The organism is Marinomonas sp. ABL3_031 (genome assembly GCF_056161265.1).
On sequence record NZ_JBSWYU010000014.1, the window covers coordinates 36653 to 59170 of the forward strand.

General features: G+C 44.6%; 22 protein-coding genes and 1 riboswitch. Of the genes, 6 read left to right on the forward strand and 16 right to left on the reverse strand.

The genetic code is table 11. From position 1 onward, the window contains the following. Window positions 1–8 precede the first annotated feature (8 nt). Both bioF and bioB read right to left on the reverse strand, forming a co-directional pair. Complete coding sequence (gene bioF, locus ACXAH2_RS14520; protein WP_475079484.1) at window positions 9–1193, reverse strand: 8-amino-7-oxononanoate synthase; 1185 nt, start codon at window positions 1191–1193, stop codon at window positions 9–11. Continuing rightward, entirely contained in the window at window positions 1177–2265 is a 1089-nt protein-coding gene (gene bioB / locus ACXAH2_RS14525; protein WP_475079486.1) for a biotin synthase BioB, read from the reverse strand. The genes bioF and bioB overlap by 17 nt, the downstream gene beginning before the upstream one ends. Before the next feature lie 303 nt (window positions 2266–2568). Between bioB and ACXAH2_RS14530 the strand changes: the two genes are divergently transcribed. After that, entirely contained in the window at window positions 2569–3057 is a 489-nt protein-coding gene (locus ACXAH2_RS14530) for a ComF family protein (protein ID WP_475079487.1), read from the forward strand. 62 nt (window positions 3058–3119) lie between these two features. Continuing rightward, the gene (bioA, locus tag ACXAH2_RS14535) at window positions 3120–4409 is read left to right on the forward strand and encodes an adenosylmethionine--8-amino-7-oxononanoate transaminase (RefSeq protein WP_475079488.1); all 1290 of its coding nucleotides are present in this window, start codon (window positions 3120–3122) and stop codon (window positions 4407–4409) included. 63 nt (window positions 4410–4472) lie between these two features. On the opposite strand, the gene ACXAH2_RS14540 is transcribed toward bioA, so the two are convergent. The 7 genes from ACXAH2_RS14540 to rpsF all read right to left on the reverse strand — a co-directional run bounded on the left by ACXAH2_RS14540 (window position 4473) and on the right by rpsF (window position 9592). Further along, on the reverse strand, window positions 4473–5129 hold the full coding sequence (locus ACXAH2_RS14540) for a methyl-accepting chemotaxis protein (RefSeq protein WP_475079489.1): 657 nt from the start codon (window positions 5127–5129) through the stop codon (window positions 4473–4475). Then, window positions 5026–6036: a PAS domain-containing protein gene (locus ACXAH2_RS14545; RefSeq protein ID WP_475079490.1), complete on the reverse strand. Its 1011-nt coding sequence runs from the start codon at window positions 6034–6036 to the stop codon at window positions 5026–5028. Before ACXAH2_RS14545 ends, ACXAH2_RS14540 begins: the two co-directional genes overlap by 104 nt. A 54-nt stretch (window positions 6037–6090) precedes the next feature. After that, window positions 6091–7467, reverse strand: a complete 1377-nt coding sequence (dnaB, locus tag ACXAH2_RS14550; RefSeq protein ID WP_475079491.1) for a replicative DNA helicase — start codon at window positions 7465–7467, stop codon at window positions 6091–6093. A 121-nt stretch (window positions 7468–7588) separates the two neighbouring features. Beyond that, complete coding sequence (gene rplI, locus ACXAH2_RS14555; RefSeq protein WP_353669451.1) at window positions 7589–8032, reverse strand: 50S ribosomal protein L9; 444 nt, start codon at window positions 8030–8032, stop codon at window positions 7589–7591. A gap of 19 nt (window positions 8033–8051) precedes the next feature. Then, window positions 8052–8915 (reverse strand): YybS family protein, encoded by an 864-nt coding sequence (locus tag ACXAH2_RS14560; protein WP_475079493.1) that lies wholly within the window; start codon window positions 8913–8915, stop codon window positions 8052–8054. A gap of 18 nt (window positions 8916–8933) precedes the next feature. After that, window positions 8934–9164 carry a 30S ribosomal protein S18 gene (gene rpsR, locus ACXAH2_RS14565; RefSeq protein ID WP_013662377.1) on the reverse strand — a complete coding sequence of 77 codons (231 nt, stop codon included), beginning with the start codon at window positions 9162–9164 and terminating at the stop codon, window positions 8934–8936. Between the two features lie 23 nt (window positions 9165–9187). Then, window positions 9188–9592: a 30S ribosomal protein S6 gene (rpsF, locus tag ACXAH2_RS14570; protein WP_475079495.1), complete on the reverse strand. Its 405-nt coding sequence runs from the start codon at window positions 9590–9592 to the stop codon at window positions 9188–9190. Window positions 9593–9847: 255 nt separating this feature from the next. Between rpsF and ACXAH2_RS14575 the strand changes: the two genes are divergently transcribed. The 3 genes from ACXAH2_RS14575 to ACXAH2_RS14585 are packed head-to-tail and all read left to right on the forward strand — an operon-like array spanning window position 9848 to window position 12411. Then, a complete protein-coding gene (locus ACXAH2_RS14575) occupies window positions 9848–10585 on the forward strand; it encodes a MipA/OmpV family protein (protein WP_475079496.1) in 738 nt (245 codons plus the stop codon). Between the two features lie 11 nt (window positions 10586–10596). After that, complete coding sequence (locus ACXAH2_RS14580) at window positions 10597–11493, forward strand: DMT family transporter (protein WP_475079497.1); 897 nt, start codon at window positions 10597–10599, stop codon at window positions 11491–11493. Window positions 11494–11514: 21 nt separating this feature from the next. Beyond that, window positions 11515–12411 (forward strand): DMT family transporter, encoded by an 897-nt coding sequence (locus tag ACXAH2_RS14585; RefSeq protein WP_475079498.1) that lies wholly within the window; start codon window positions 11515–11517, stop codon window positions 12409–12411. Here the strand turns inward: ACXAH2_RS14585 and ACXAH2_RS14590 are convergent. From ACXAH2_RS14590 to hldE, 7 genes are all read right to left on the reverse strand, one after another. Next, window positions 12408–13274: a DMT family transporter gene (locus ACXAH2_RS14590; protein WP_475079499.1), complete on the reverse strand. Its 867-nt coding sequence runs from the start codon at window positions 13272–13274 to the stop codon at window positions 12408–12410. The genes ACXAH2_RS14585 and ACXAH2_RS14590 overlap by 4 nt on opposite strands. A 45-nt stretch (window positions 13275–13319) precedes the next feature. Continuing rightward, the gene (locus ACXAH2_RS14595; RefSeq protein ID WP_475079500.1) at window positions 13320–14033 is read right to left on the reverse strand and encodes a thiamine ABC transporter ATP-binding protein; all 714 of its coding nucleotides are present in this window, start codon (window positions 14031–14033) and stop codon (window positions 13320–13322) included. Continuing rightward, window positions 14026–15600, reverse strand: a complete 1575-nt coding sequence (thiP, locus tag ACXAH2_RS14600; RefSeq protein ID WP_475079502.1) for a thiamine/thiamine pyrophosphate ABC transporter permease — start codon at window positions 15598–15600, stop codon at window positions 14026–14028. The genes ACXAH2_RS14595 and thiP overlap by 8 nt, the downstream gene beginning before the upstream one ends. 23 nt (window positions 15601–15623) lie before the next feature. After that, on the reverse strand, window positions 15624–16634 hold the full coding sequence (thiB, locus tag ACXAH2_RS14605; RefSeq protein WP_475079503.1) for a thiamine ABC transporter substrate binding subunit: 1011 nt from the start codon (window positions 16632–16634) through the stop codon (window positions 15624–15626). A 55-nt stretch (window positions 16635–16689) separates the two neighbouring features. Next, a riboswitch (TPP riboswitch) is annotated at window positions 16690–16800 on the reverse strand. A 22-nt stretch (window positions 16801–16822) separates the two neighbouring features. Further along, complete coding sequence (locus ACXAH2_RS14610) at window positions 16823–18049, reverse strand: 3-deoxy-D-manno-octulosonic acid transferase (RefSeq protein ID WP_475079505.1); 1227 nt, start codon at window positions 18047–18049, stop codon at window positions 16823–16825. After that, on the reverse strand, window positions 18049–19833 hold the full coding sequence (gene msbA, locus ACXAH2_RS14615) for a lipid A export permease/ATP-binding protein MsbA (protein ID WP_475079506.1): 1785 nt from the start codon (window positions 19831–19833) through the stop codon (window positions 18049–18051). Before msbA ends, ACXAH2_RS14610 begins: the two co-directional genes overlap by 1 nt. Then, complete coding sequence (gene hldE / locus ACXAH2_RS14620; protein ID WP_475079508.1) at window positions 19834–21261, reverse strand: bifunctional D-glycero-beta-D-manno-heptose-7-phosphate kinase/D-glycero-beta-D-manno-heptose 1-phosphate adenylyltransferase HldE; 1428 nt, start codon at window positions 21259–21261, stop codon at window positions 19834–19836. It lies immediately after the preceding gene. Between the two features lie 96 nt (window positions 21262–21357). Between hldE and ACXAH2_RS14625 the strand changes: the two genes are divergently transcribed. Continuing rightward, complete coding sequence (locus ACXAH2_RS14625; protein ID WP_475079510.1) at window positions 21358–22518, forward strand: AGE family epimerase/isomerase; 1161 nt, start codon at window positions 21358–21360, stop codon at window positions 22516–22518.

The following is a 22518-nucleotide window of genomic DNA, read 5'->3' on the forward strand; positions in this document are numbered from 1 at the left end:
CTTGTTCCTCAATTATTAGCCGTTAATACTTGCTCAAGTGCATCACATAATAACACTAAATCTTGCTTCGAGTGTCCAGCGCTCAAGGTAATCCTCAATCTCGCTTTACCATTTGGAACCGTAGGCGGGCGAATCGCCGTACACCAGATACCAGACACTTTAAGCTGCTCACTTACTGCTAATGCCGCCGCACTTTCACCTATTAGGATAGGTTGAATTGCCGTCTTTGAGGGCATCAAATCCACTGGCAAATCCGCCATGCGCTGACGAAAATAACTTATATGTTCTGCCAGCTGCTCTCTTTTCTGCTGACCTTCATCAGAGCAAATCAACTTCAGCGCCGCCAAACTCGCACCAGCGACCGCAGGAGACATAGAAGTGGTGTAGATATATGGGCGGGCAAATTGAGTTAAATAGTCAGCAAAATCATTATTGGTAGCCACAAAGGCACCGGCAGTACCAAATGCCTTACCAAATGTCCCAACTAATATTGGAACTTGCTGCATGCTCAAATTATATAGCGCTAAACTACCTCGCCCTTGCTTACCTAAACAACCCAGACCGTGAGCATCGTCCACCATAAAAGTCCAATCTAGCTGCTGACACAAAGAAGCAAGTTCATCTAAAGGCGCAATGTCACCATCCATGCTAAATACGCCGTCGGTGACCAATAAACCTGGTTGTGACTCTTTACGCATACGCCGCTCAGCACTGATCGCATCCGCATGCAAATATCGACGAAGCGGTGCCTGAGCCAATTGTGCGCCATCAATCAGTGAGGCATGATTCAATTTATCCTGAACCACTGGTCGATGCTTATTGGCTAATGCCGAGATCACGCCCAAATTCGCCATGTAGCCAGTACTGAACAGCATTACCCTTTCATAACCAAGCCAATCTGCCAACGCGTCCTCTAACGCTTGATGAATGCCCAAATGCCCCGCTACCAAATGAGAGGCACCACCACCGACACCATATTCATTCGCGCAAGATTGCATGGCTTTAATAAGATGAGGATGGTTGGCCAAACCAAGATAATCATTAGAACAATAGGCAGTATAAGCTTGCCCTTGGATCTGAGTATGGGGCACTTGAGGACTGTTTAAAGTAACGGTCTGCCTCATCAGATCGCCTTGACGTCTCTCATTCAGAGCCGCCAAGACCCAATCAGGCGTATTAGACACTGGCTTCATAAAAAAGCTTAGCGTCTTCTTGCTGAGCCGCTTGTGCCGCAATGGCTTCTGCTACGGCTTCGTCTGAATGCTCTTCGCGTTTTTCAGGATTAATACCCAATTTAGCAAACAAAGCCATGTCTTTATCTGCTTCCGGGTTTCCTGTCGTTAGCAACTTCTCACCATAGAAGATGGAGTTTGCACCGGCCATAAAACACAAAGCTTGGGTTTGCTCACTCATACCTTGGCGCCCAGCCGACAAACGAACATGGGATTTCGGCATAATGATTCGCGCCACAGCGATGGTACGAATGAATTCAAAGGTATCTAAATCATCGACATTTTCAAGTGGCGTGCCTTCTACTTTAACCAACATATTAATTGGCACACTTTCAGGGTGAGGCTGCATTTGAGAAAGCTGACGCAATAAACCAACGCGATCTTTTTGCTCTTCCCCCATTCCCATGATGCCACCACAGCATAACTTGATGCCAGAATCACGCACACGAGATAGCGTATCTAGCCTGTCTTGATAACTACGCGTGGTGATGATGCTGTCATAAAATTCAGCCGAGGTGTCTAGGTTGTGGTTGTAATAATCCAACCCCACTTCTGACAAACGTTTCGCTTGATCATCATTCAAAGTCCCCAAAGTCACACAAGACTCTAAACCAAGAGATTTCACACCTTTAATCATCTCCAACACATAAGGAAAATCTTTCTCAGATGGGTGTTTCCAAGCCGCACCCATACAAAAACGACTAGCGCCTTTTTCCTTCGCTAAAGCCGCTTCTTCCAGAACTTTTTGCACTTCCATAAGCTTTTCTTTTTCAAGCTCAGTATTGTAGTGACCGCTCTGCGGGCAATATTTGCAATCTTCTGGACAAGCACCCGTCTTAATTGACAAAAGCGTACTGACTTGCACTTCATTAGGAGTAAAATGCTCTCTATGGACAGTCTGAGCGCGGAACATTAAATCCATAAAAGGCAAATCAAATAGAGCTTTCACCTCTGCATGAGTCCAATCATGACGAGGCTCACCAGATAAAGTGGCAGTGGTGTTAGTTAGTGAAGCTGTGTTATTAACAGACATAATTCCCTCAGACATAGAATATTTGGAGCAATACTAATGGACTGGAAATTGCTGTCAACCACTAAAATTAAAGAGGTTTACTTTAGATTATTTTTTAGTCTATGCTATGTATGCCAGAAAAAGCAGGCTTTTTCACTTTGTCCACATTGTCGCAAAGGGTTTGAAAAAAACATTACCTGCTGTCAAAAATGCCGTAAGCCAATTACTCAGCCCCTTAAAGAACAAAGTTTTTTATGCGGTGAGTGTCAGAAAAAACCGCCTAGCTACAACAGATGCTTTGCGCCATACCTCTTCACTGGCAGCATGCGCACTTTAATCCACCAAACAAAATTTCATCAACAAGTGCATTTTATTCGCCCACTGGTCTATCTCCTCAGTGAATACCTTCTAGAAACTTATCAAAATCAAGCCTGGCCAACACAATTGCTTTTTGTGCCTAGCCATCCAAAACGCATCCGCGAAAGAGGCTTTTGCCAAACTCAACTCATCGCCAAGCAGCTTGAACAACAACTGCTAAAACAGACAAAACACGCCCCCAGATTAATAAAACCCAATCCCATTAATAAAATACAGCACACAGAAGCGCAACATACACTCAAACGCAAAGATCGTCTGCGCTCGCCACGCCAAAGCTACCAAACTCACTCCCCTATCGCTGAGCATGTGGCCTTGATTGATGATGTCATGACAACAGGTAGCACCATAGAAGCGGTATGCCAATCACTTAGGCAAGCAGGCGCAAAACACATCGACGTTTGGGTTATGGCTCGAACCGCTGAAAAGGAAAGTTGAACTCTGGTCATTTTCTTCTGCTTTGTTTAGTATTCCGGCAGATTCAGCAAAGGCACTATTTCATGCAAACTAAGCGCACCACACAAGACTACCTAGAGCTCGACAAACAGTTACTCTGGCATCCTTACACTTCGATGAGCCATCCAAGCCCTCAGTTTTTGGTTGAGAAAGCAGAAGGCTGTGAAATTACGCTGAGTACAGGTGAGTGTTTAGTCGATGGCATGTCTTCTTGGTGGAGTGTCATCCATGGCTACAATCATCCCGCTATAAATCTCGCTATTGAGCAGCAATTAAAGCAATTTTCACACGTCATGTTCGGTGGACTTACCCATAAACCTGCTATAGAACTAGGTGAAAAACTCATTGAGATGACACCCGAGCCGTTACAGAGAGTCTTTTTCTCTGATTCAGGTTCCGTTTCCGTTGAAGTTGCTCTAAAAATGGCCATTCAGTATTGGCACACGCAAGGCAAGGCAAGCAAACAATTCTTTGTCACCCCCCGCAGTGGTTACCATGGCGACACCTTTGCTGCCATGTCTGTTTGTGACCCTGAAAATGGTATGCATAACCTTTTTACCGGCGCTCTGACACAACAATTTTTTGTATCACCTCCTCCGACAGGCCTTGATGCTCCCGTGGATGATAATTACATCAGCGAAATTCGTGATATGTTCGCACAACACCACGAGAAAATTGCTGGTTTTATTATTGAGCCAGTTGTACAAAATGCTGGCGGAATGCGCTTCTATAACCCTGATTACCTGAATGTTATTCGTGCTTTATGCGACGAATTCGACATCTTATTAATTTTCGATGAGATCGCCACTGGATTTGGTCGCACTGGTAAGCTATTTGCCACTGAACACAGCCAAATCTGTCCAGACATCATGTGCGTCGGCAAAGCTTTAACTGGTGGCTATATGACACTCGCTGCCACCTTAACCAATGACAAGGTCGCACTCGGTATTAGTGAAAAAGATGGCGTTTTCATGCATGGCCCAACCTTTATGGCCAACCCTCTAGCATGCAGTGCAGCCAATGCCAGCTTACAACTTTTACAAGAAGGCGCCGTAACAGAGCAAGTGAGACAACTTGAACTCTGGCTAAAAGCCGCATTAAAGCCCTGCCACGCACTTGATCAGGTTAAAGATGTACGCTGCTTAGGAGGCATAGGTGTGGTGGAGCTAACAGAAGCCGTTAGCCTTCATGATATCCAACCTAAGTTCGTAGACCAAGGCGTATGGATTCGACCTTTTGGTAAACTTATCTATCTCATGCCTCCATATGTCATTAATCAGCAGCAAGTTGAGCAACTTGGACAGGCTATTTACAAGGTCATCAAAGATCATTAGAGACAAAAAAGCCCCTGAGATTCTATGGAATCAAAGGGGCTTTCAGACAAACTGACCAATCGTTTATTGCTTCATCCGCTCTGCAAGACTGCCTTGCTCATAAGCTTCTTCTTCAATATGAGTGATATTTAATACAATATTTTCAGCACGCTCGATGCTGTTCACACTCAACTCATCCACAATCGTCATTTTGTCATTTAAGTTACGCGCCACGCTAGCTTGCTCTTCAGAAGACACATTAATCTGCGCCGTCATTTCGACAATACGCTGTATTGAGCCTTCTATCTCACCCATTTTCTCTGCCACTTGATTAACGCTGTTTACCCCTTCTTGAGCCACCAAAGTACCTTTGTCTATGGTCTGAGTCACTTCAGCAGTGTGCTTTTTCAGCGCTTCGGTCATGTCATGAATGCTTTGTGTCGCAGTCTGCGTCCGAATGGCAAGCGCTCTGACCTCGTCGGCCACGACAGCAAAACCACGTCCCGCCTCACCAGCACGGGCAGACTCAATCGCCGCATTAAGGGCAAGCAAATTGGTTTGTTCCGCAATATCACTGATCGAGCGTACTAGTTCATTAATTTTGTCACTCTCTTCAACCAACACAGACACCACTTGCTTAGCATCGGCAATCTCTCGATATACCTGCCCAATGGTGTTTCCTGTTTGTTGCGCAAGATGACGGCTCTCTTGAGTTACCCCCCCCCACAGCCTCAGTCGCATCAACCGCTACATGAATATGAGACGCCACTTGAGTTACACTACCCAATAATTGCGAGCTGGCAGTCACCACATCCTGAAACGTCGTGCGCTGCTTATTAAAATTCGCTAGATTGGTCGTGACACTGGCTTTCGCATCAGAGGCACGTTTACTAAGGTGATTCGCCCCTTCTTTCAATCGGTAACGAAAAGTATGGGCCGCGGCTGCTTGATGTATTTTTTCAAAACGAATAGCCGCTTTGGCTCCCACAGAATGACAATACAAATATTGACCGATAGGGTTTTTAGCTTCTACCGAAAGCACAGACACTAAACCTTGTACTGATTGCGCTTGTGAATAAACATAAGCAGCACCCATCAAAGCCACGACTATTGCCAACACTTGATAGACCATACTGCCCACAGCCAGGCTGCACAGCGCCAGCAAGACAAACGCCAACATCGCAGGCCAAATCGCATTAGCAAAATGCGAAGCAAGCTTAGTACGCCAAGGCAGTAAGTTTTTGCCCGCATTGATTCGATCATAAATATTTTGCGCATGCTGCTTTTCACCAAGAGAAGCCTTGCGACGCACGGATTCATAGCCAATGACCTTATCACCATCCAATAATGGACTGACGTGCGCACTCACCCAATAATGATCACCATTTTCACAACGATTTTTGACCAAACCCATCCAACTACGGCCCTGTTTGAGATTCGCCCACATATCGGCAAATACCGCAGGCGGCACATCTGGATGACGGATAAGATTGTGCGGCGCACCGATAAGGCTAGCCTCATCGTAACCAGCCACCTTACAAAAGGCCTCATTTACAAAGGTAATTCGCCCTTTTACATCCGTACTAGAGACTAAAATATCACTTTCAGGAAAATCGTTTTCCTTTCCAGTAACCGGCATTTTACGCATCTTCATTCCTCGAATTTTTGTTATTGTTCTGTCGCTGTTAATCAGTGACTGTCCTTATTCATCATCAAAATCGCGATAAGCATCCGGTGCCAGGTCTTCAAAGCGAGTAAATTTCCCCACAAAAGCCAAGCGGCAGGTTCCTATTGGGCCGTTTCGCTGCTTGCCTATAATAATTTCTGCAATGCCTTTATGCGGCGTGTCTTCATGGTATACCTCATCACGATAGACAAATGAAATCACATCCGCATCCTGCTCGATCGCACCGGATTCACGCAAATCCGAGTTAACTGGACGCTTGTTAGGGCGATTCTCCAAACTACGGTTAAGCTGAGATAAAGCAACCATAGGGCATTCCATTTCTTTGGCAATGGCTTTTAGAGATCGAGAAATCTCCGAAATTTCATTGGTTCGACCTTCGGTAAAGCCAGGTATCTGCATTAGCTGCAAATAGTCGACCATGATCAAAGCGACACCACCGTGTTCACGAGCGATTCTTCGCACCCTTGAACGCATTTCGGTTGGACTGATCCCCCCCGTATCATCAATGAACAGCTTTCGGTCTTTGAGCATTTTGACGGCGGACATCAGCTTATCCCAATCTTCCTGGATCAACTGACCTGAACGCATACGGGTTTGGTCAATACGACCAAGTGATGACAACATACGCATCATTAATTGTTCGGCCGGCATCTCCAAACTGAATACGATAACGGGCAAGTCACTAATCATGGCAGCGTTTTCCACCAAGTTCATCGCAAAAGTGGTTTTACCCATGGAGGGACGCCCCGCCACGATGACCAAATCGGCTGGCTGTAAACCTGCTGTCATTGCATCCAAATCCGTAAAGCCAGTGCTCAAGCCTGTGATGGCTCCATCTTGATGGTATAACTCATCAATCTTATCTACCGTGGCACTAAGAATATCAGAGGCTATTCGCGGCCCACCTTTTTTCTCACCGCCTTCCGCTATTTGGAAAATTTTTCGTTCGGCTTCATCAAGCACTTCTGCCGCTGTCATCCCTTCTGGGTGAAAAGCGCGTGATGATATTTCGTTGGTAGTAGAGATAAGGCGACGTAATATCGAGCGCTCTCGTACAATTTCGGCGTAAGAAGCAATGTTAGACGCACTTGGTGTCGCTTCTGCTATCTCAATTAGATAGGCCATGCCGCCAATGGACTCGAGGTCACCCCGCTTATCAAGACGCTCACCTATGGTAACGACGTCGACTGGCTCAGACTCATCCGCTAGTCTCGCGATGACCGAAAATATCAGCTTGTGTTCAGGTCGATAAAAATCGTCCGCGATCACCAGTTCAGAGACTTTTTCCCAAGCCTGCGGGTCCAGCATCAAACCGCCCACGACGGAACGCTCGGCTTCGATTGAATAGGGAGGCAGCTTAATCGCCGCTACTTCTGAATCATCTAATTGCACGCAACTACACCTGTAAGAAAAGGTCAAAAAACAAAAGATTAGCTTATCATGGCAATAAAAAAAGGGCATCTCGCAAACTGCAAGATGCCCTTATTTTTGGCAAATAATTTAGCTAAGCAAATTATTCAGCAACAACTGCCAAAGTAACAGTCACAACAACTTCAGAATGAAGTTGTAGATCGATCTCGAAAGAACCTGTGTGGCGGATAGAGCCTTCAGGTAGACGAACTTCTGCTTTAGCGACTTCAACTTCTGCAGAGATCGCTTCCGCGATGTCACGAGTACCGATAGAACCAAAAAGCTTACCTTCGTCACCAGCGTTCGCTGTAATAGTGAAAGTTTTGCCTTCTAGTGATTGCGCACGTGTTTCAGCAGCCGCTTTACGCTCTGCTGCTTGAGCTTCAAGCTCAGCACGACGCTCTTCAAAGCTAGCCAAGTTAGCTTTTGTAGCCATTACAGCTTTTTTGTTTGGAATCAAAAAGTTACGAGCATAGCCTGGTTTAACAACGGCAACGTCACCAATACCACCTAGCTTGTTTACTTTGTCGAGTAGAATAACTTCCATCTCGATCACCTCTATTTAATCATTCGCTATCATTTGAGTTGGACGCTTTATCTTGGATTCTCGAACGTATATCAACAAAACTGTCTATCACACTGAGTGCAACTAACAGATTGGCAAAATACACATTCAGGATAAAAAATCCCACCAAATAAAATGCGATCAGTCCAACAATCCCAATTTCTTTCTTTGCTAGAATACCGTGTACTAATGCAAGGCCCGGTAAAACCAATGCTGGTACAGCCGCCAGAGACAACACACTGAGCGCGCCTCCAACACTTTCACCTATCAGAATCATAGCGCCCAGAACTAAGCTGAACACCAAGGGCATTCTCAATTGATGAAACTCTGTACGTAAACCACCAGGGTTATAAAGCGCCGCTTGCCATTTTCTTGCTAGTAATAGCGCCAATACGGCAATTATCGCTTGAAAAATCGATACCGCCATTACCGCTTGCGCAAATATGGCCGACCTTTCAGGCACTTCAACCCCCTCTCTTTGCAACACGGTTTGAACTAAGTCAACTGCAAAGTTCATTACGTTTGCCATGAGCAGTGGTTGAATCAAGGTACTGATACAAGCAATAAAACTGCCGATCAATAACACCCAACTCCATGACGTTGTGCGCCTCAATACATAGGCTAACAATGTCACATCCAGCATTACCATTAATGCCGTTGCATCCCCTTGTAGCATCCAGATCACTAAACCTGGTAAACAGCCCCAAGCGAAAACCGATATTCCCTCTTTTACACCTTTACGAAGTACCACTAGACCTAAAATGGCCGCAGCTAACCAGAACATAACTGGGATCAAACCAAACACCATAACACCAATAATGGCATTAAGACGCTTTTGCATTACCCACTTGGCTAAACTGCTCATTAGCGTACTTCTAGCCTATTAATTAAAGTGGCTGTCAGTGTAAGGAAGTAAAGCAATGTAGCGAGCGCGTTTGATTGCAGTCGCTAGCTGACGCTGGTAACGAGCCTTAGTGCCAGTGATACGGCTAGGTACGATTTTACCAGTTTCAGTGATGTAACCTTTAAGTGTGTCTAGATCTTTGTAATCGATCTCTTTAACGCCTTCTGCTGTGAAACGGCAGAACTTACGACGACGGAAAAAACGAGCCATGAGTGTCTCCTAATTCAAATAGATTAATCTTCAGATTCTTCAGTAGTTTCTGTAACGGCTTCAGCATTACGCCCTTCACGCTGAGGTGCAGAACGACGCTCTTCGCGACCTTCAGAAGCTTTGATAGGAGAAACAGCAGTGACCGCTTCTTTACGACGGATCACCATGTTACGGATGATGGCATCGTTGTAGCGGAAAGTGTCGTTTAGTTCAGACAAAACACTTTCAGAACACTCAACGTTCATTAGAACGTAGTGTGCTTTATGAATTTTGTTGATTGGGTAAGCAAGTTGACGACGGCCCCAATCTTCGAAACGGTGTACTTGACCACCGTCTTCAGTGATTAGGTTAGTGTAACGCTCAACCATTGCTGGTACTTGCTCGCTTTGATCTGGATGAACCAGAAAGACGATTTCATAATGACGCATTTAAGCTCCTTATGGGTTCTTAGTCTCCACGCTTCCCCTGTTAAAAAGCTGTGAGACAAGGAGTATTGATTTACAGGGACGCGAATTATATAGCACAACTGGCTATTAAGTAAACGTCTTTAAAGACTATTTACCACTCTCCTAGCAAAGCCTAGTTCACCGTTTTACAGCTCTTGTAAAAGAACATAGAATCACGCCATCTTGTACTGTTTTAGACCTCGGACCAAAGGGATCAGATAAATGGATTGTCGCTCAATGAAGTCTTATTTGAATGCCACTGCAGCAAGTTTACTTATGGTTTGCTCTGCTTCAGCAAACGCAGCAGGAAGTATTGGTGTGCTCGGTTCCTTGTCAGACTCCATTTACCAAGATACCGACACAGATTCACAAGCCCTTCCCAATCTATCCTACAAGGGAGAACGCTTCTATTTTAGTTTTCCCGACATAGGCTATCACTTGATTCCACAATCTAAGATACAAGCCTTGTCCGCAGGACTGTCTTATCAGTCTTCTGGTTTTGATCCAGACGATTCCGATAACAGTGATATGCGCCTTTTAAATGACAGAGACGAGAGTGTGATGGCATTCGCGCGATATCGCTTTGGCCTGCTTAACACCAAAATTGCGCAAGATATCAGCGGCGAACATGAGGGGTATTATGTTCGCATGTCGCTTAGTCTTCCTATCCCAAGTGGAAATTGGACGTTCATCCCTTCCATTAGCCAGCAATACACTAGCAGCAAAATGAGCCAACACTTGTATGGCGTTTCGCAAGCTGAATCCGACCGAACCGCTGGACGCATCAGTGCCTACAAAACCGGTTCCACCTCACATACCGGCATTGGTTTAAGAGGAATTTATAAAGTGTCACAAAATACCAACTTAATGCTTGCCATCAATCATAAAGTCTACAGTGACAGCGTCTATAACAGCCCTATTGTAGAAAAACGTCGCGCCACCTCTTTATTAGCCGGCATTATTTATAATTTTTAAGGCTTAACCCGATGCGTCCATTAAGCAACAACACCAAAGCTTTGTTATTTGGTTTTCTCACGGTCATTCTATGGTCAACTGTCGCCACGGCATTTAGCTTATCCCTTAAAAGCTTGTCGCCCACACAGCTGTTACTTATTGCCTGCTCGGTATCCTTGATTTTTTTGCTTTGTTTGCTAACCATACAAGGTCAACTTGCGGAATTAAAAAAAGCAGCAAAAGCCTCTTGGCGTGCTTCTCTGTTTTTTGGCGCTATTAACCCCTTTATATATTATCTCGTTCTACTCAAAGCGTATCAGTTGTTGCCCGCTCAAGAAGCTCAAGCGATTAACTATACCTGGGCTATTACCCTTAGCTTCATGGCCGTCCCTATTTTAAAACAAAAATTAGGCTTGCCAGATTATATCGCCGCGGCCAGCTGTTATTTTGGCATACTCTATATTTCTACCCGAGGGGAAGTTGGCTCTTTGGAGTTTTCAAATCTGACAGGCGTTGGCTTTGCTCTTCTCAGTACGATTATTTGGGCTGTCTATTGGCTGTTAAATACCAAGGATAAACGCCCTAACCAAATCGGCCTCACGCTTAATTTTGCCTTTGCTTTACCGATTATTATTGTTTATGCCGCCATGACTGACCAATTAACTAACTGGCAAGTTGAAGGTATTTGGGGAGCCGTCTACATAGGCCTTTTTGAAATGGGACTCAGCTTTGTTTTATGGAACCGAGCCCTAAAACTTACCAGCAACACCAGTCAGGTCGCCAACCTTATCTTTCTAGCGCCTTTGCTTTCCATGGTCTGGCTAACTCAATTAGCGAACGAAGTCATTTTACCCTCGACCTTGATAGGTTTAGCTTGTATTTTATTCGGCCTTTTCGTACAAAACTGGGCCAAACGCAACAAATCCTAAAACAAGAATAAAGGAATTTTTATGCCAGCATTTGTCTACCTACTACTGCCGATATTGTTCTGGTCAGGCAATTATGTTTTGGGACGCATAACGGTTTCCAGCGGCATCGACCCTTACACCATCTCTTTCCTACGCTGGACATTGGCTTGCTTAATCATACTGCCTTTTGCTTATCGAAAACTTTACCAAGAGAGACACATCTTCCGCCAGCATTGGCCTTTGCTCGTACTCTTTGGTTGGCTAGGCATCTGTAACTACAATCTGTTTTTGTACATTGGCCTGACTTCCACCACGGTTACGAATGCGGTATTGCTCAACTCCATCATGCCAGTGATGATTCTAATCACGGCGCGAATCATTCTTGGTAGCACTACCAGCTGGGCACAAAACGTAGGAATTCTTGTGTCAACTGTTGGCGCTATTACCATAGTCAGTCGCGGCAGTCTCGACACTTTATTGCATTTAACCGTTTCAACTGGAGACCTTTGGATTCTAACCGCTACGGTAAGTTGGGCCATTTATTCTGTGATGATTATTCGCCGTCCTAAAGCCATGTCATTAATTGGCTTTTTTGCTTCCACCGCCATCATAGGCACCTTCATTCAAGCGCCATTATTCTTGCTGTTTGGAGAAAACAGCCTTAGCGACTTACAGGCTAAAGACTGGGGCAGCATTGCCTATATGGGTGTATTCGCTTCCATTGGTGCCTTTTTGTGTTGGAATATCGGCATTCAAAAGTTAGGTGCCGCAACCGCCGGCCACTTCATCCATTTATTACCTGTATTTAGTATCGCTTTGTCCGCCCTGTTATTGGGCGAACGCTTATATCAATTCCACCTTATTGGCATTGCACTGATTTTTTCCGGCATCTTGATCGCTACAGTATTGAACAGTCGCCTATCAAGACCGAGCCATTAGCCTCGATTACGGGCAATACGAGTGCTGATTAGAATACTCAAAAAAATCAGCACTACCCCCATCAAGGCAAACTGATTAGGCACGTGCCCCCAAATAACCCAGCCCCAAAAGCCACTAAAGACAACACCAATGTAACTTATAGGTGAAACCATACTAGCAGGCGCATAGGTATAAGCCTTATTGTACAAAAACATCCCTATGTACAGAGTGACTGCGACCACAGCAACCCAAGGCCAAACAGACATAGGCAAGAATAAGCTGTCCCCTTGAGAAAAAACTAAGGGTAAAGACAATAGACAAGAAACCAAAAAATACACCAGCAAGGTTTCCTCACCTGACACTCGTTGTGACAGCATGCGTGTTGTCACCATAGACAAAGCCAAACCAACGGCAGACACAACCCCCACCAAGTGCCAAGGATTAATATGATCCGGCGTTGGCTGAATCACCAAAGCAACACCAACAAAGCCTATAATCAAAGGCAGCCAACGGGCTTTCGGAATACGGATACGATGAATCGCCAGCACCACTAAAGGCACACACAAAGGAGCACAGATACGCAATAAGGAAGCTTCGACTAGCGGGATATGATTAAGCGCCCAATAGTAAAATAGAAAACCGATAAAGCCACCGAAGCTGCGCATTAAATGAATACGCCATACACTCCAAGGCCTCTTTTGCCATTTACCGCGCATTTGAGGCAATAAAACCAGCACACAAAACAGACTTTGCCAAAAAACCAAACTGGAAACCGCAATGATGGTTTGCGCTTGTTTGGCTGCTACAGCAGTGACCGACATAATAAAAGCGTACGCAATGGTCGCCAATATACCTTTTGTAATCAGTTCCCTGTCATCCAACATCAACTGTCTCATGCAATAATATAGATGGTCACTATGTGTACTGAATTAATCGCCTTTTGTCGAGCTATTTGCTCGACCAAGATAACGCTCAAACGCAGCGTGATCTTGAGGCATCTGCAACACTTCAACAGGCTCATGAGCCGCTACTTTACCTGATTCAATCAAGATAACCTTACCTCCAACCAAGCTTGCCTCATTAGGCAAATGGGAAACCAACAAGGTCGTCAAAGCAAAATTTTCTGTTACCTCCTTGACCAAGAATAGCATTTCCTCTCGCAGCGCTGGATCCAAGGCGCTAAAGGGTTCATCCAGTAATAGAATGGGTTTCTTTCTCACCATGGCTCTGGCGATAGCAACACGCTGCGCCTGACCACCAGAGAGCGCTTGTGGATAAGACTTGGCTTTCTCGGTCAGTTGCGTTTGTTCGAGCGCCCAACGCACCCAGTCCTGTTGCTCCGAGGCCAATCGCATGCTGGGAGCCAGACCAATGGCGACATTTTGCCAAACCGTCAGTTGAGGAAATAAATTATCACTTTGAAATAACGTCGAAATCGGTCGGTCATAAGCAGGCAAATCCAATAAAGGCGCTTGGTTATAAAACAATTCTCCGCTGCCTTGCAAAAAGCCGCCAATCAAATGCAATAAAGTACTTTTCCCTTCGCCACTGCCCCCAAGCAAAGTGGTCATCCCAGGCTCTATTTGTGCTTGATAATGGGCATGAAAATCTTCCCAATGATACTCGAGATTCAGATCAAGCATGCTTACGACCTCCAATGATTCGACTACTCAAAACGAATAACAATAAGCAGAGTAAAATCAACACCACCGCCACACATGAGCCTTCTTCAAGACGATAATTGCCAATTAATTGGAACAAATACAAAGGTAAAGACACCATACCTTGGCTACCAAACAAGGCGATCACTCCCATATCACCAAGCGACAATACCAAGGCGAAAGCGAATGCCTGAGCAATACAAAACCTTTGTATTGGCCACTCTAGCCTCCACCGCTGCCATCTTGCGATATCCAGACTGGTGTACAAATTACGATAACGACGCTCCTGTTGATAGAAGCTAGGCATGATAGAACGCAACACAAAGGGCATGGCCATCACTGCATTTACCCAGACCACAATCCAATAACTGGAAGAAAAGCTCATCCCCATTTCACGCATCCAAAGAAATAAGCCGGTCGCCATCACCAAACCTGGCACCATGAGAATGAAATTCCCCAATTGTTCCAGTCTTATCGAATACTTATCCAAGCCTGCTTTACCCATACAGAATCTTGCTAAAACGGCAAAACATACGCCCATCGACACACTGAAAAAAGCCGCAGGAAAAGCAATTTTCAGTGATACCCACATCGCAGACCAGAGCCCTGGGGATTGAATGGTTTGCCAAAAAGCCATGCTAAAGAGAGGATCAAATATGGCAAGAAAAGGCGGCAATACCAACAAAAGAACACTGAGCATAGCCAAGCCATCAGAGCCTGTAGAGAGCCAAGATTGCTTTATAGGGTATAAGGTTTCACCCAGTAAACTAACGTCTTGCCTGTGTATAGGAGCAAATTTATACACCAAGAATGCCATAGCACTACAAAGCCCAACTTGCACCATAGACAAGAAGCTGGCTTTATTTAAGTCAAAGTCAAAGCGCAACGCCTGATAAATAGCCACCTCTAAAGTAGAAGACTTTGGTCCACCACCCAGACTTAACACCACAGCAAAGCTTGAAAAGCAAAGCATGAAGATCAACACAAAAGCTCCTGGCATGGCTTTGCGTAAATAACTCCATTCAATAATACGAAAGGCAGCCCAACGAGAAAAGCCTAGCTGATACGCCTGTCGCCACTGTCCCGAAGGCACCAAAGCATACGCCTGTAGCAACAAACGCACCGCTAAGGGCAAATTGAAAAAAACATGGGCCAATAAAATTCCCGTCAAGCCATACAGAGGAACCTCTACCGACAGCAAACTGTTTAACCAACCACTGCGCCCATACACCACAACGATACCCAAAATAGCGACAATGCTGGGAACCACCATGGACACGGAAAAAATCTGCAACAACAGGTTTCGCCCAAAAAACTGGCGATGAAACAAACAGGATGCGACTGGCACCGCAATAGCAAGACTGATCAAGCTACTTAATAGCGCCTGCCACAAAGAAAAACGAATCAAACGCCATAAATAAGGCTGAGATAAAAAGCCCCACCACTCCGCAATATCACTGAACTGCAGCAAAGAAAAGAGGCTAATCCCTCCTAACAAAACAAATAAGCCCACTCCCAGCAGAGCTGGAAGTAGGCTTATGATAGACATATTTCGTTTCAAAAAAGTCCTACTTACTCTGTCGTTGCATTCAACCACTCATTAATCCAAGCTTTGCGGTTTGCCGCAACCTGTTCGACCGGTAGCACTAGATTATTAGCTGGCTTCAAAGCGGCATCAAAAGCAGCAGGCAAAGGCTGATCAAGTTTAATAACGGGCAACATCCAGTTACCCGTTGCTATGGTCGATTGAAAACCTGGCGTCAAAATGAAATTCATAAACTGCTTAGCTAAATCTTTATTTGGTGCGGATTTCAGCATTGCCGCCACTTCTACTTGTGGGTAACGCCCTTCTTCAGCTTCAACCGCTTTATATTTATTCTCACCTTCTGCCACTATGTGATAAGCCGGTGAGGTTGAATAACTCAACACCACATCCGCTTCTCCTTTAAGGAAAAGACCATAAGCATCCGACCAACCTTTGGTCACAGTGACTGTGTGAGAAGCCAATGTTTTCCAAGCCGTAGCGGCATCGTCACCATACACAGATTTCATCCAAAGCATTAAGCCCAATCCTGGCGTACTGGTACGAGGGTCTTGGTAAATTACACGCAAGTCTTGATTTTCAACAATTTCAGACAAACTGCTTGGTGGATTGGAAAGTGCTTCTGAGTTGTAGATAAAAGCAAAGTGACCATGATCAAATGGCACAAACACCTCGTCTGTCCAAGCCTGATCAAGCTGCACAGCAGTGGTATCCACGCCATGCTCAGCCAATAGACCGGTTGCTACTGCGGCTTGCATCAAGTTCAAATCCAAACCCAATAACACGTCAGCTTGCGACGACTTACCTTCAAGTTGTACGCGAGAAAAAATACCACCCGAAGAATCTAATGCTACGAAGTTCAACTCGCAATCACATTCCTTCTCGAAGTTTTCTTTGATTTTTGGCCCTGGGCCCCAATCGGATGCGAAAGAATCGTAAGTATAGACGTTTAAAGTCTGGGTGAATGCAGAGGCTGAAAAGGCAAAAGTTAAGCTTGCCAAGGCAATGCTTGAACATCGACGAAGAGAAAGTTTTTTCAAGGTGTCGCTCCTAAAATAAGTGAGCGGCGTATCAAAGGAATGTAAGCAAACGGAACTTCACTTACTACCTCAATTCCTACGCCAGCATAATCTGGATCAGGTTCAATGGGTTAGCGAATAATCACTTCTCAGCTTAGACTCAGTCCAAGCACCCCATGAGATATAGAGCGGACATTGTAAAGAGTCACTTAATGAAAGTCTATTTCATTGAGTACTCGCGTTACTGCGCCTTGACTGTTTTGCGCAAATCGTAATGCAGCTTGACCAAGACGAATACGTTGGGAAGTTTGCTTCGCTAGAGAAACCAGTAAATTGCTCAACTGCTCTTCATCCTGACAACGCAAGGCGCCTTTTGCCAAGATCAACTGGTCGGTGATGTCTTGAAAATTAAAAGTGTGAGGGCCAACTAAAATGGCCTTGGATAGCAAGGCAGGTTCAATCGGATTGTGACCACCTCGTCTTATCAAGCTGCCACCAACAAAGGCTAAGTCAGACGCTTGGTAATAATGCATTAGCTCTCCCATGCTATCACCAATCACTACCTGGAAATCACTCCATTTATTTACGGGTGTATTACTGCGTAGTGAAACTTTTGAGAAAGATTCTCTAGCCAATTGACTGACTTCTACAAAGCGCTCAGGATGACGTGGAACTAAGATCAATAAGGCCTGAGGCTGAGCTTTTAATAAGGCTTGATGCGCCTTTAATATGAGCGCATCTTCTCCTTGATGGGTACTAGCTGCAATCCAAACAAAAGGCTTATCAATTTGCTCCCGCCAGTTCTGCTCCAGCACCTCTTTAGAAACAGCCAAATCGAATTTTATACTGCCCGTCGCATATACTTTACTCGCCCCCAACCCCTTTATACGATCCGCATCCGCTTGCGCATGCGCTAAAAATTGATCCGGCAGGGCAAATAAACGTCGAGAAAAACGAGGAAATTTTTGATATCGAAGAAAAGAGCGCTCACTCATGCGAGCGTTCACAATACTGACATGAAGCCCTTTTTGTTTCGCATACCTTATCAGATTTGGCCAAAGCTCCATTTCAATTATCAGCAATCTTGGACAGTCTAATTGACTCAGCGCTTTTTTCACTGCTCTGCGCCAATCCATTGGTAAATATTTATGCTGGGCAAAGGGAAAAATTTTGGCTACTTGCTCTGCTCCCGTCGGTGTCATGGTTGTGACTAACAAACGCTGGTCAGGATATTTTTCGCGCCATTGTTCCACCAAGGGCCGCGCAGCTAAGACCTCACCCACAGAAGCACAATGCAACCAAAGATCCGCCTCAACCTCGCCCCAATGCCCATAAGCTTCCTCAGCGCGATAATTCGCATAACTCCGTTTAAAGCGACGAATTTTTAACCATATAAGCGGAGTTAGCAGATTGATAACACAAGAGTACAACCACATTATTCAGCCGACTCACTAAATTGCTGATTATGAAGTTGCGCATAGGCGCCTTGTTTGGCGAGCAGCTCTTGATGCGAACCTTGTTCAACAATCTCACCATGATCCACTACCGCAATAATATCGGCATTTTCAATGGTAGATAGGCGATGCGCTATGGCAATGGTCGTACGATTTTCCATCAAACCATCTAATGCAGATTGAATAGCACGCTCAGATTCCGTATCCAATGCGGAGGTTGCTTCATCGAGAATCAGGATAGGCGCATTTTTTAGAATGGCTCGAGCAATGGCAATACGTTGACGTTGACCACCAGAAAGCAAGACACCATTCTCACCTACCATGGTATCTAACCCCTTGTCTAACTCCTCAATAAAGCCCCAAGCGTTAGCCGCTTTCGCTGCCGCTATAACTTCATGCTCCTTGGTATCACGTAACTGGCCATAGGCGATATTTTCACGGATGGTGCCATTGAATAGCACGACTTGCTGATTCACCAGAGCAATATTCGAACGCAGAGAATCTAATTGGTAATCGGCAATCGACAAGCCATCTATGTTTAATTCACCTTCATCTAGGTTGTAAAAACGCGGAATCAAATTCGCTAATGTCGATTTACCACTGCCTGATCGCCCGACCAGCGCCAAGGTTTTCCCGGCAGGAAGGGATAAGGTGATGTTTTTCAATGCTTGCTTTTCCGCTCCGGGGTACTTAAATGACATGTCTTTCCATTCAATATCCCCTCTCAATTTTTGAGCAAGCACCTTACCGTCATCCGGCTCTACCTCCATATCCAAAAATTCAAAGATACTTTGTGACGCCGCAATCCCTTTCTGCAATACACTATTCACATCTGTTAACTGACGAATGGGTTTTCCGAGCATGCCTGCTGCGGTTAAAAAGGCTATAAAGTCCCCCGGTGTCATGTGTTGACTCAAGTTTGGACTGAGCGCAAACCAGATCAAGGTCGCCATGGCAAATGCCAATATAAACTGAACAATAGGAATATTGAGGGAACGCGTTTTTTCCATCTTCAGCTGAGATCTGCGATTTTCTTGCGCGGCTTGGCGGAAACGTTCGATTTCGTACTCACTACCACCAAAGATCTTAACCACTTCATGACCTTTAATGGCTTCTGAAGCCACATCGGTCACCCCCCCCATGGCATTTTGAATCCGTTTACTTAGGCGACGAAAACGCTTTGACGCATAAGACACTATTAAACCGATTAGAGGCACCACTAACATAAAGAGCAATGTCAGTTTCCAGTTCATATAAATCATGTAACCCAACAAACCGACCACAGTAAAACCTTCCCTCAAGACAACTCGAATCGCTTGAGTAACGGCACCAATAACTTGCTCTGTATCATATGTTAATTTGGCTAATAGACGCCCTGTTGGTATCGAATGGTAATAACTAGAAGACATTTTAACCATTTTGTTAAACATGCTGGTTCTTAGATCAAACACAACCTTGTTGGCCACTTGTGCCATAAAATAACCGCCCAGAAATGTCCCTATACCACGGGCAATAAAAATAGCCAATATAGCAAGCGGAATGACAATTCTGTTTTCAAGTACCTTACCTTCTGAAACGGTATCAACAATATGTTTTAACAAGGCAGCAAGGGCCGGCTCCATCCCTGCATACAGCATAAATCCAATCACACTGAGTAACATATAGAGCCACGAGGCTCTAACGTAGCCCAACAACCTCAAGTAAGTACGAAAACCTGTGGTTACTTCCGTCTGTCCTTTTATTTCTTCATCTTGCTTTTTTTGCATTCACAAATTCGCTTTCTCAATTATGGAGGTTGTTGAATAGCCATCTAAAAATGTAAGCACTTTTACTTCACCACCTTTTGCCAAAACATGATCAGCGCCAACAATTGTATCAATGGAATAATCTCCGCCTTTCACTAATACATCTGGCGATAAAAGCTCAATGATATTTTTCGGCGTATCTTCATCAAACCAAGTGACCCAATCAATCGCTCCAACACTCTCAAGTACAGCCATACGATGCTCAAGATTATTAATTGGACGCTTGTCACCCTTCAAACGCTTAACCGAAGCATCTGTATTAACCGCAACAATGAGACGATCACCAAGCGCTTTAGCTTGCTTCATGTAGGCAACATGACCTGGATGTAAAATATCGAAACAACCATTGGTAAAAACGACTTTTTCACCATTTACTTGAGCTAATTTAATTTGTTGTAAAAGTGCATCAGGAGAAAGCACCCCAAAGTTTTTAGAGTGGGTTCGTTGATACATAATGGTTTCAAGTTGATCAGCCATGATAAAGGCAGTACCAAGTTTACCAACAACATAGCCGGCCGCTTGATTCGCATATTCCACCGCATCCACAAAACGCTTACTTGTTACGTAGATAGCTGTTAAAACGGCAATAACAGTATCTCCAGCCCCTGTTACATCGAAAACTTCACGTGCTGCAGTTGCTAGGTAAAATGGTGATTTATCACCATCGAGTAACACAAGCCCATCCTCACCACGCGTAACCAGTAAAGCATCCCACCCAAAACGAGCCTTTAATTCTTTGGCCTTTATCTCTAATTCGTCAGTGGAGTTACAGGTTCCAACTATGGTTTCAAATTCCAACAAGTTTGGCTTTACCAATGTAGCGCCTTGATATATTGAGAAATCATTTCCTTTAGGATCCACAAGACTAGGGACTTTGGCTTGATTCGCCAGCTGAATTAGCTGTGATATATTGGCAAGACAACCTTTAGCGTAATCGGAAAAAATCACAGCATCTGCATCAGGCAAGGCTTGTTGAACAACTTCAGCAAGTTCTTCATTTTGCGACAAGCTGTCCGCCCTTTCTTCAAAATCGAGTCGTATTAGCTGTTGATGGCGACTCATAACTCTTAACTTAGTGATCGTAGGTAACTCATTTGATTCAACAAAACGGCAGCGAACACCTTCTTTTTCAAGACAGTTTTGCAAAACTTGAGCGTTCTCATCTTGGCCAACCACTCCAATCAAGGTAACCGACACTCCAAGCTTAGCTAGCCCCAATGCGACGTTAGCGGCCCCGCCTGGTCTATCCTCAATATTTGATACCTTGACTACCTGAACGGGTGCTTCAGGTGAAATTCTTGAGGTACCTCCATGCCAGTATCTGTCCAACATAACATCCCCTACAACGAGAATGTGTTTATCCTTAAAATTTAGGTAAGAAGAGTTCATAGCCATTTAATCATCGATTTTTCAAAGCCGACATCTTATCATAGTCCCCCTGCAAGTTGGACACGCGAATTTCATTAAAAATAAGGCTTTGTTAGCATGCTTGATTCAGCAATTTTGGATTGCCAATCTTTTGTTTTTTCAAAACTTCTTCCAAATTGGGCCAAGTATGGCCTGGATGATTCTCTAGGCTTCAGTTATGAAAGTTTACATCAAGATTGGACCGTCAACGCTGTAGGTCGCATTCGATTACTAACCCAATGCCGTCAGCTCTATACCTTCAGTCACGCCTGCCTTATTAGCTATTCATCAGAAAACCAAAAACTGTTTGAAGCCAAACTTAAGCCCCTGTTTGATTTCATTTTAGAACGCTATTACAAAGAAGGGCGTTGGATTTTTTCTTTAAACGATGACTTAAGTGAACAAAATACGGATTCAGATGCTTATGCACTCGCCTTTGTTTTGCTATCTTTCAGTTTTTACTACCGCGTAACCAAGGATAAAAGAGCTATTGAGTATATGGCCAAAACCCATCAGTTCTTGTTTGATAATATGCTCTCTCAAAATGGAGGTTTCTTCGAAAGCTACCCAATCGACAAAACGCAGACACGTCGACAAAATCCGCATATGCATCTGCTAGAAGGCTACATTGCTGCTTATGAAGCCACCCAGCAGGAAGAATACAAAGACGCCATTGCTATGCTTTTATCACTTGTTGAAGCGCATTTTTTTGACAAGAAAAACAAGACGCTCAGAGAGTTTTATACTGCAGATTGGCAATGGCACCCTGAAACGGGTCATCAAGTTGAACCTGGACACCATTTCGAGTGGGTATGGTTACTTTACAAAGCCAACAACATTCTTCCTAACGCAGAATATACCGATATTGCACAGCAACTCTGGTTGACCGCCACAAGACATGGCCTTGATCCAAATGGTGGCATTTACAATCAAATGGATGGCAACACTCTTTTAGCCACTGACAAAGAAAAGCGTATTTGGCCCATTACAGAATATCTAAAAGCCATCACGGCAATGCCAATTGGCACAGAAGAGAAGAGCTTGCGATTAACTCAAGCTTGTGAGTTCATGCTAAGCCATTACTTCTTAAGTACAGGCGGTTGGAATGAGCACCTTAACCAAGATAACACACCAAAGAGTTTTCCTCTCTCAGGCACAACCAGCTATCACATTTTTCTAGGCATTACAGAAATGCTAACATGGTTCAAATCAAACAACTTTCATCACGAATTGGATTAA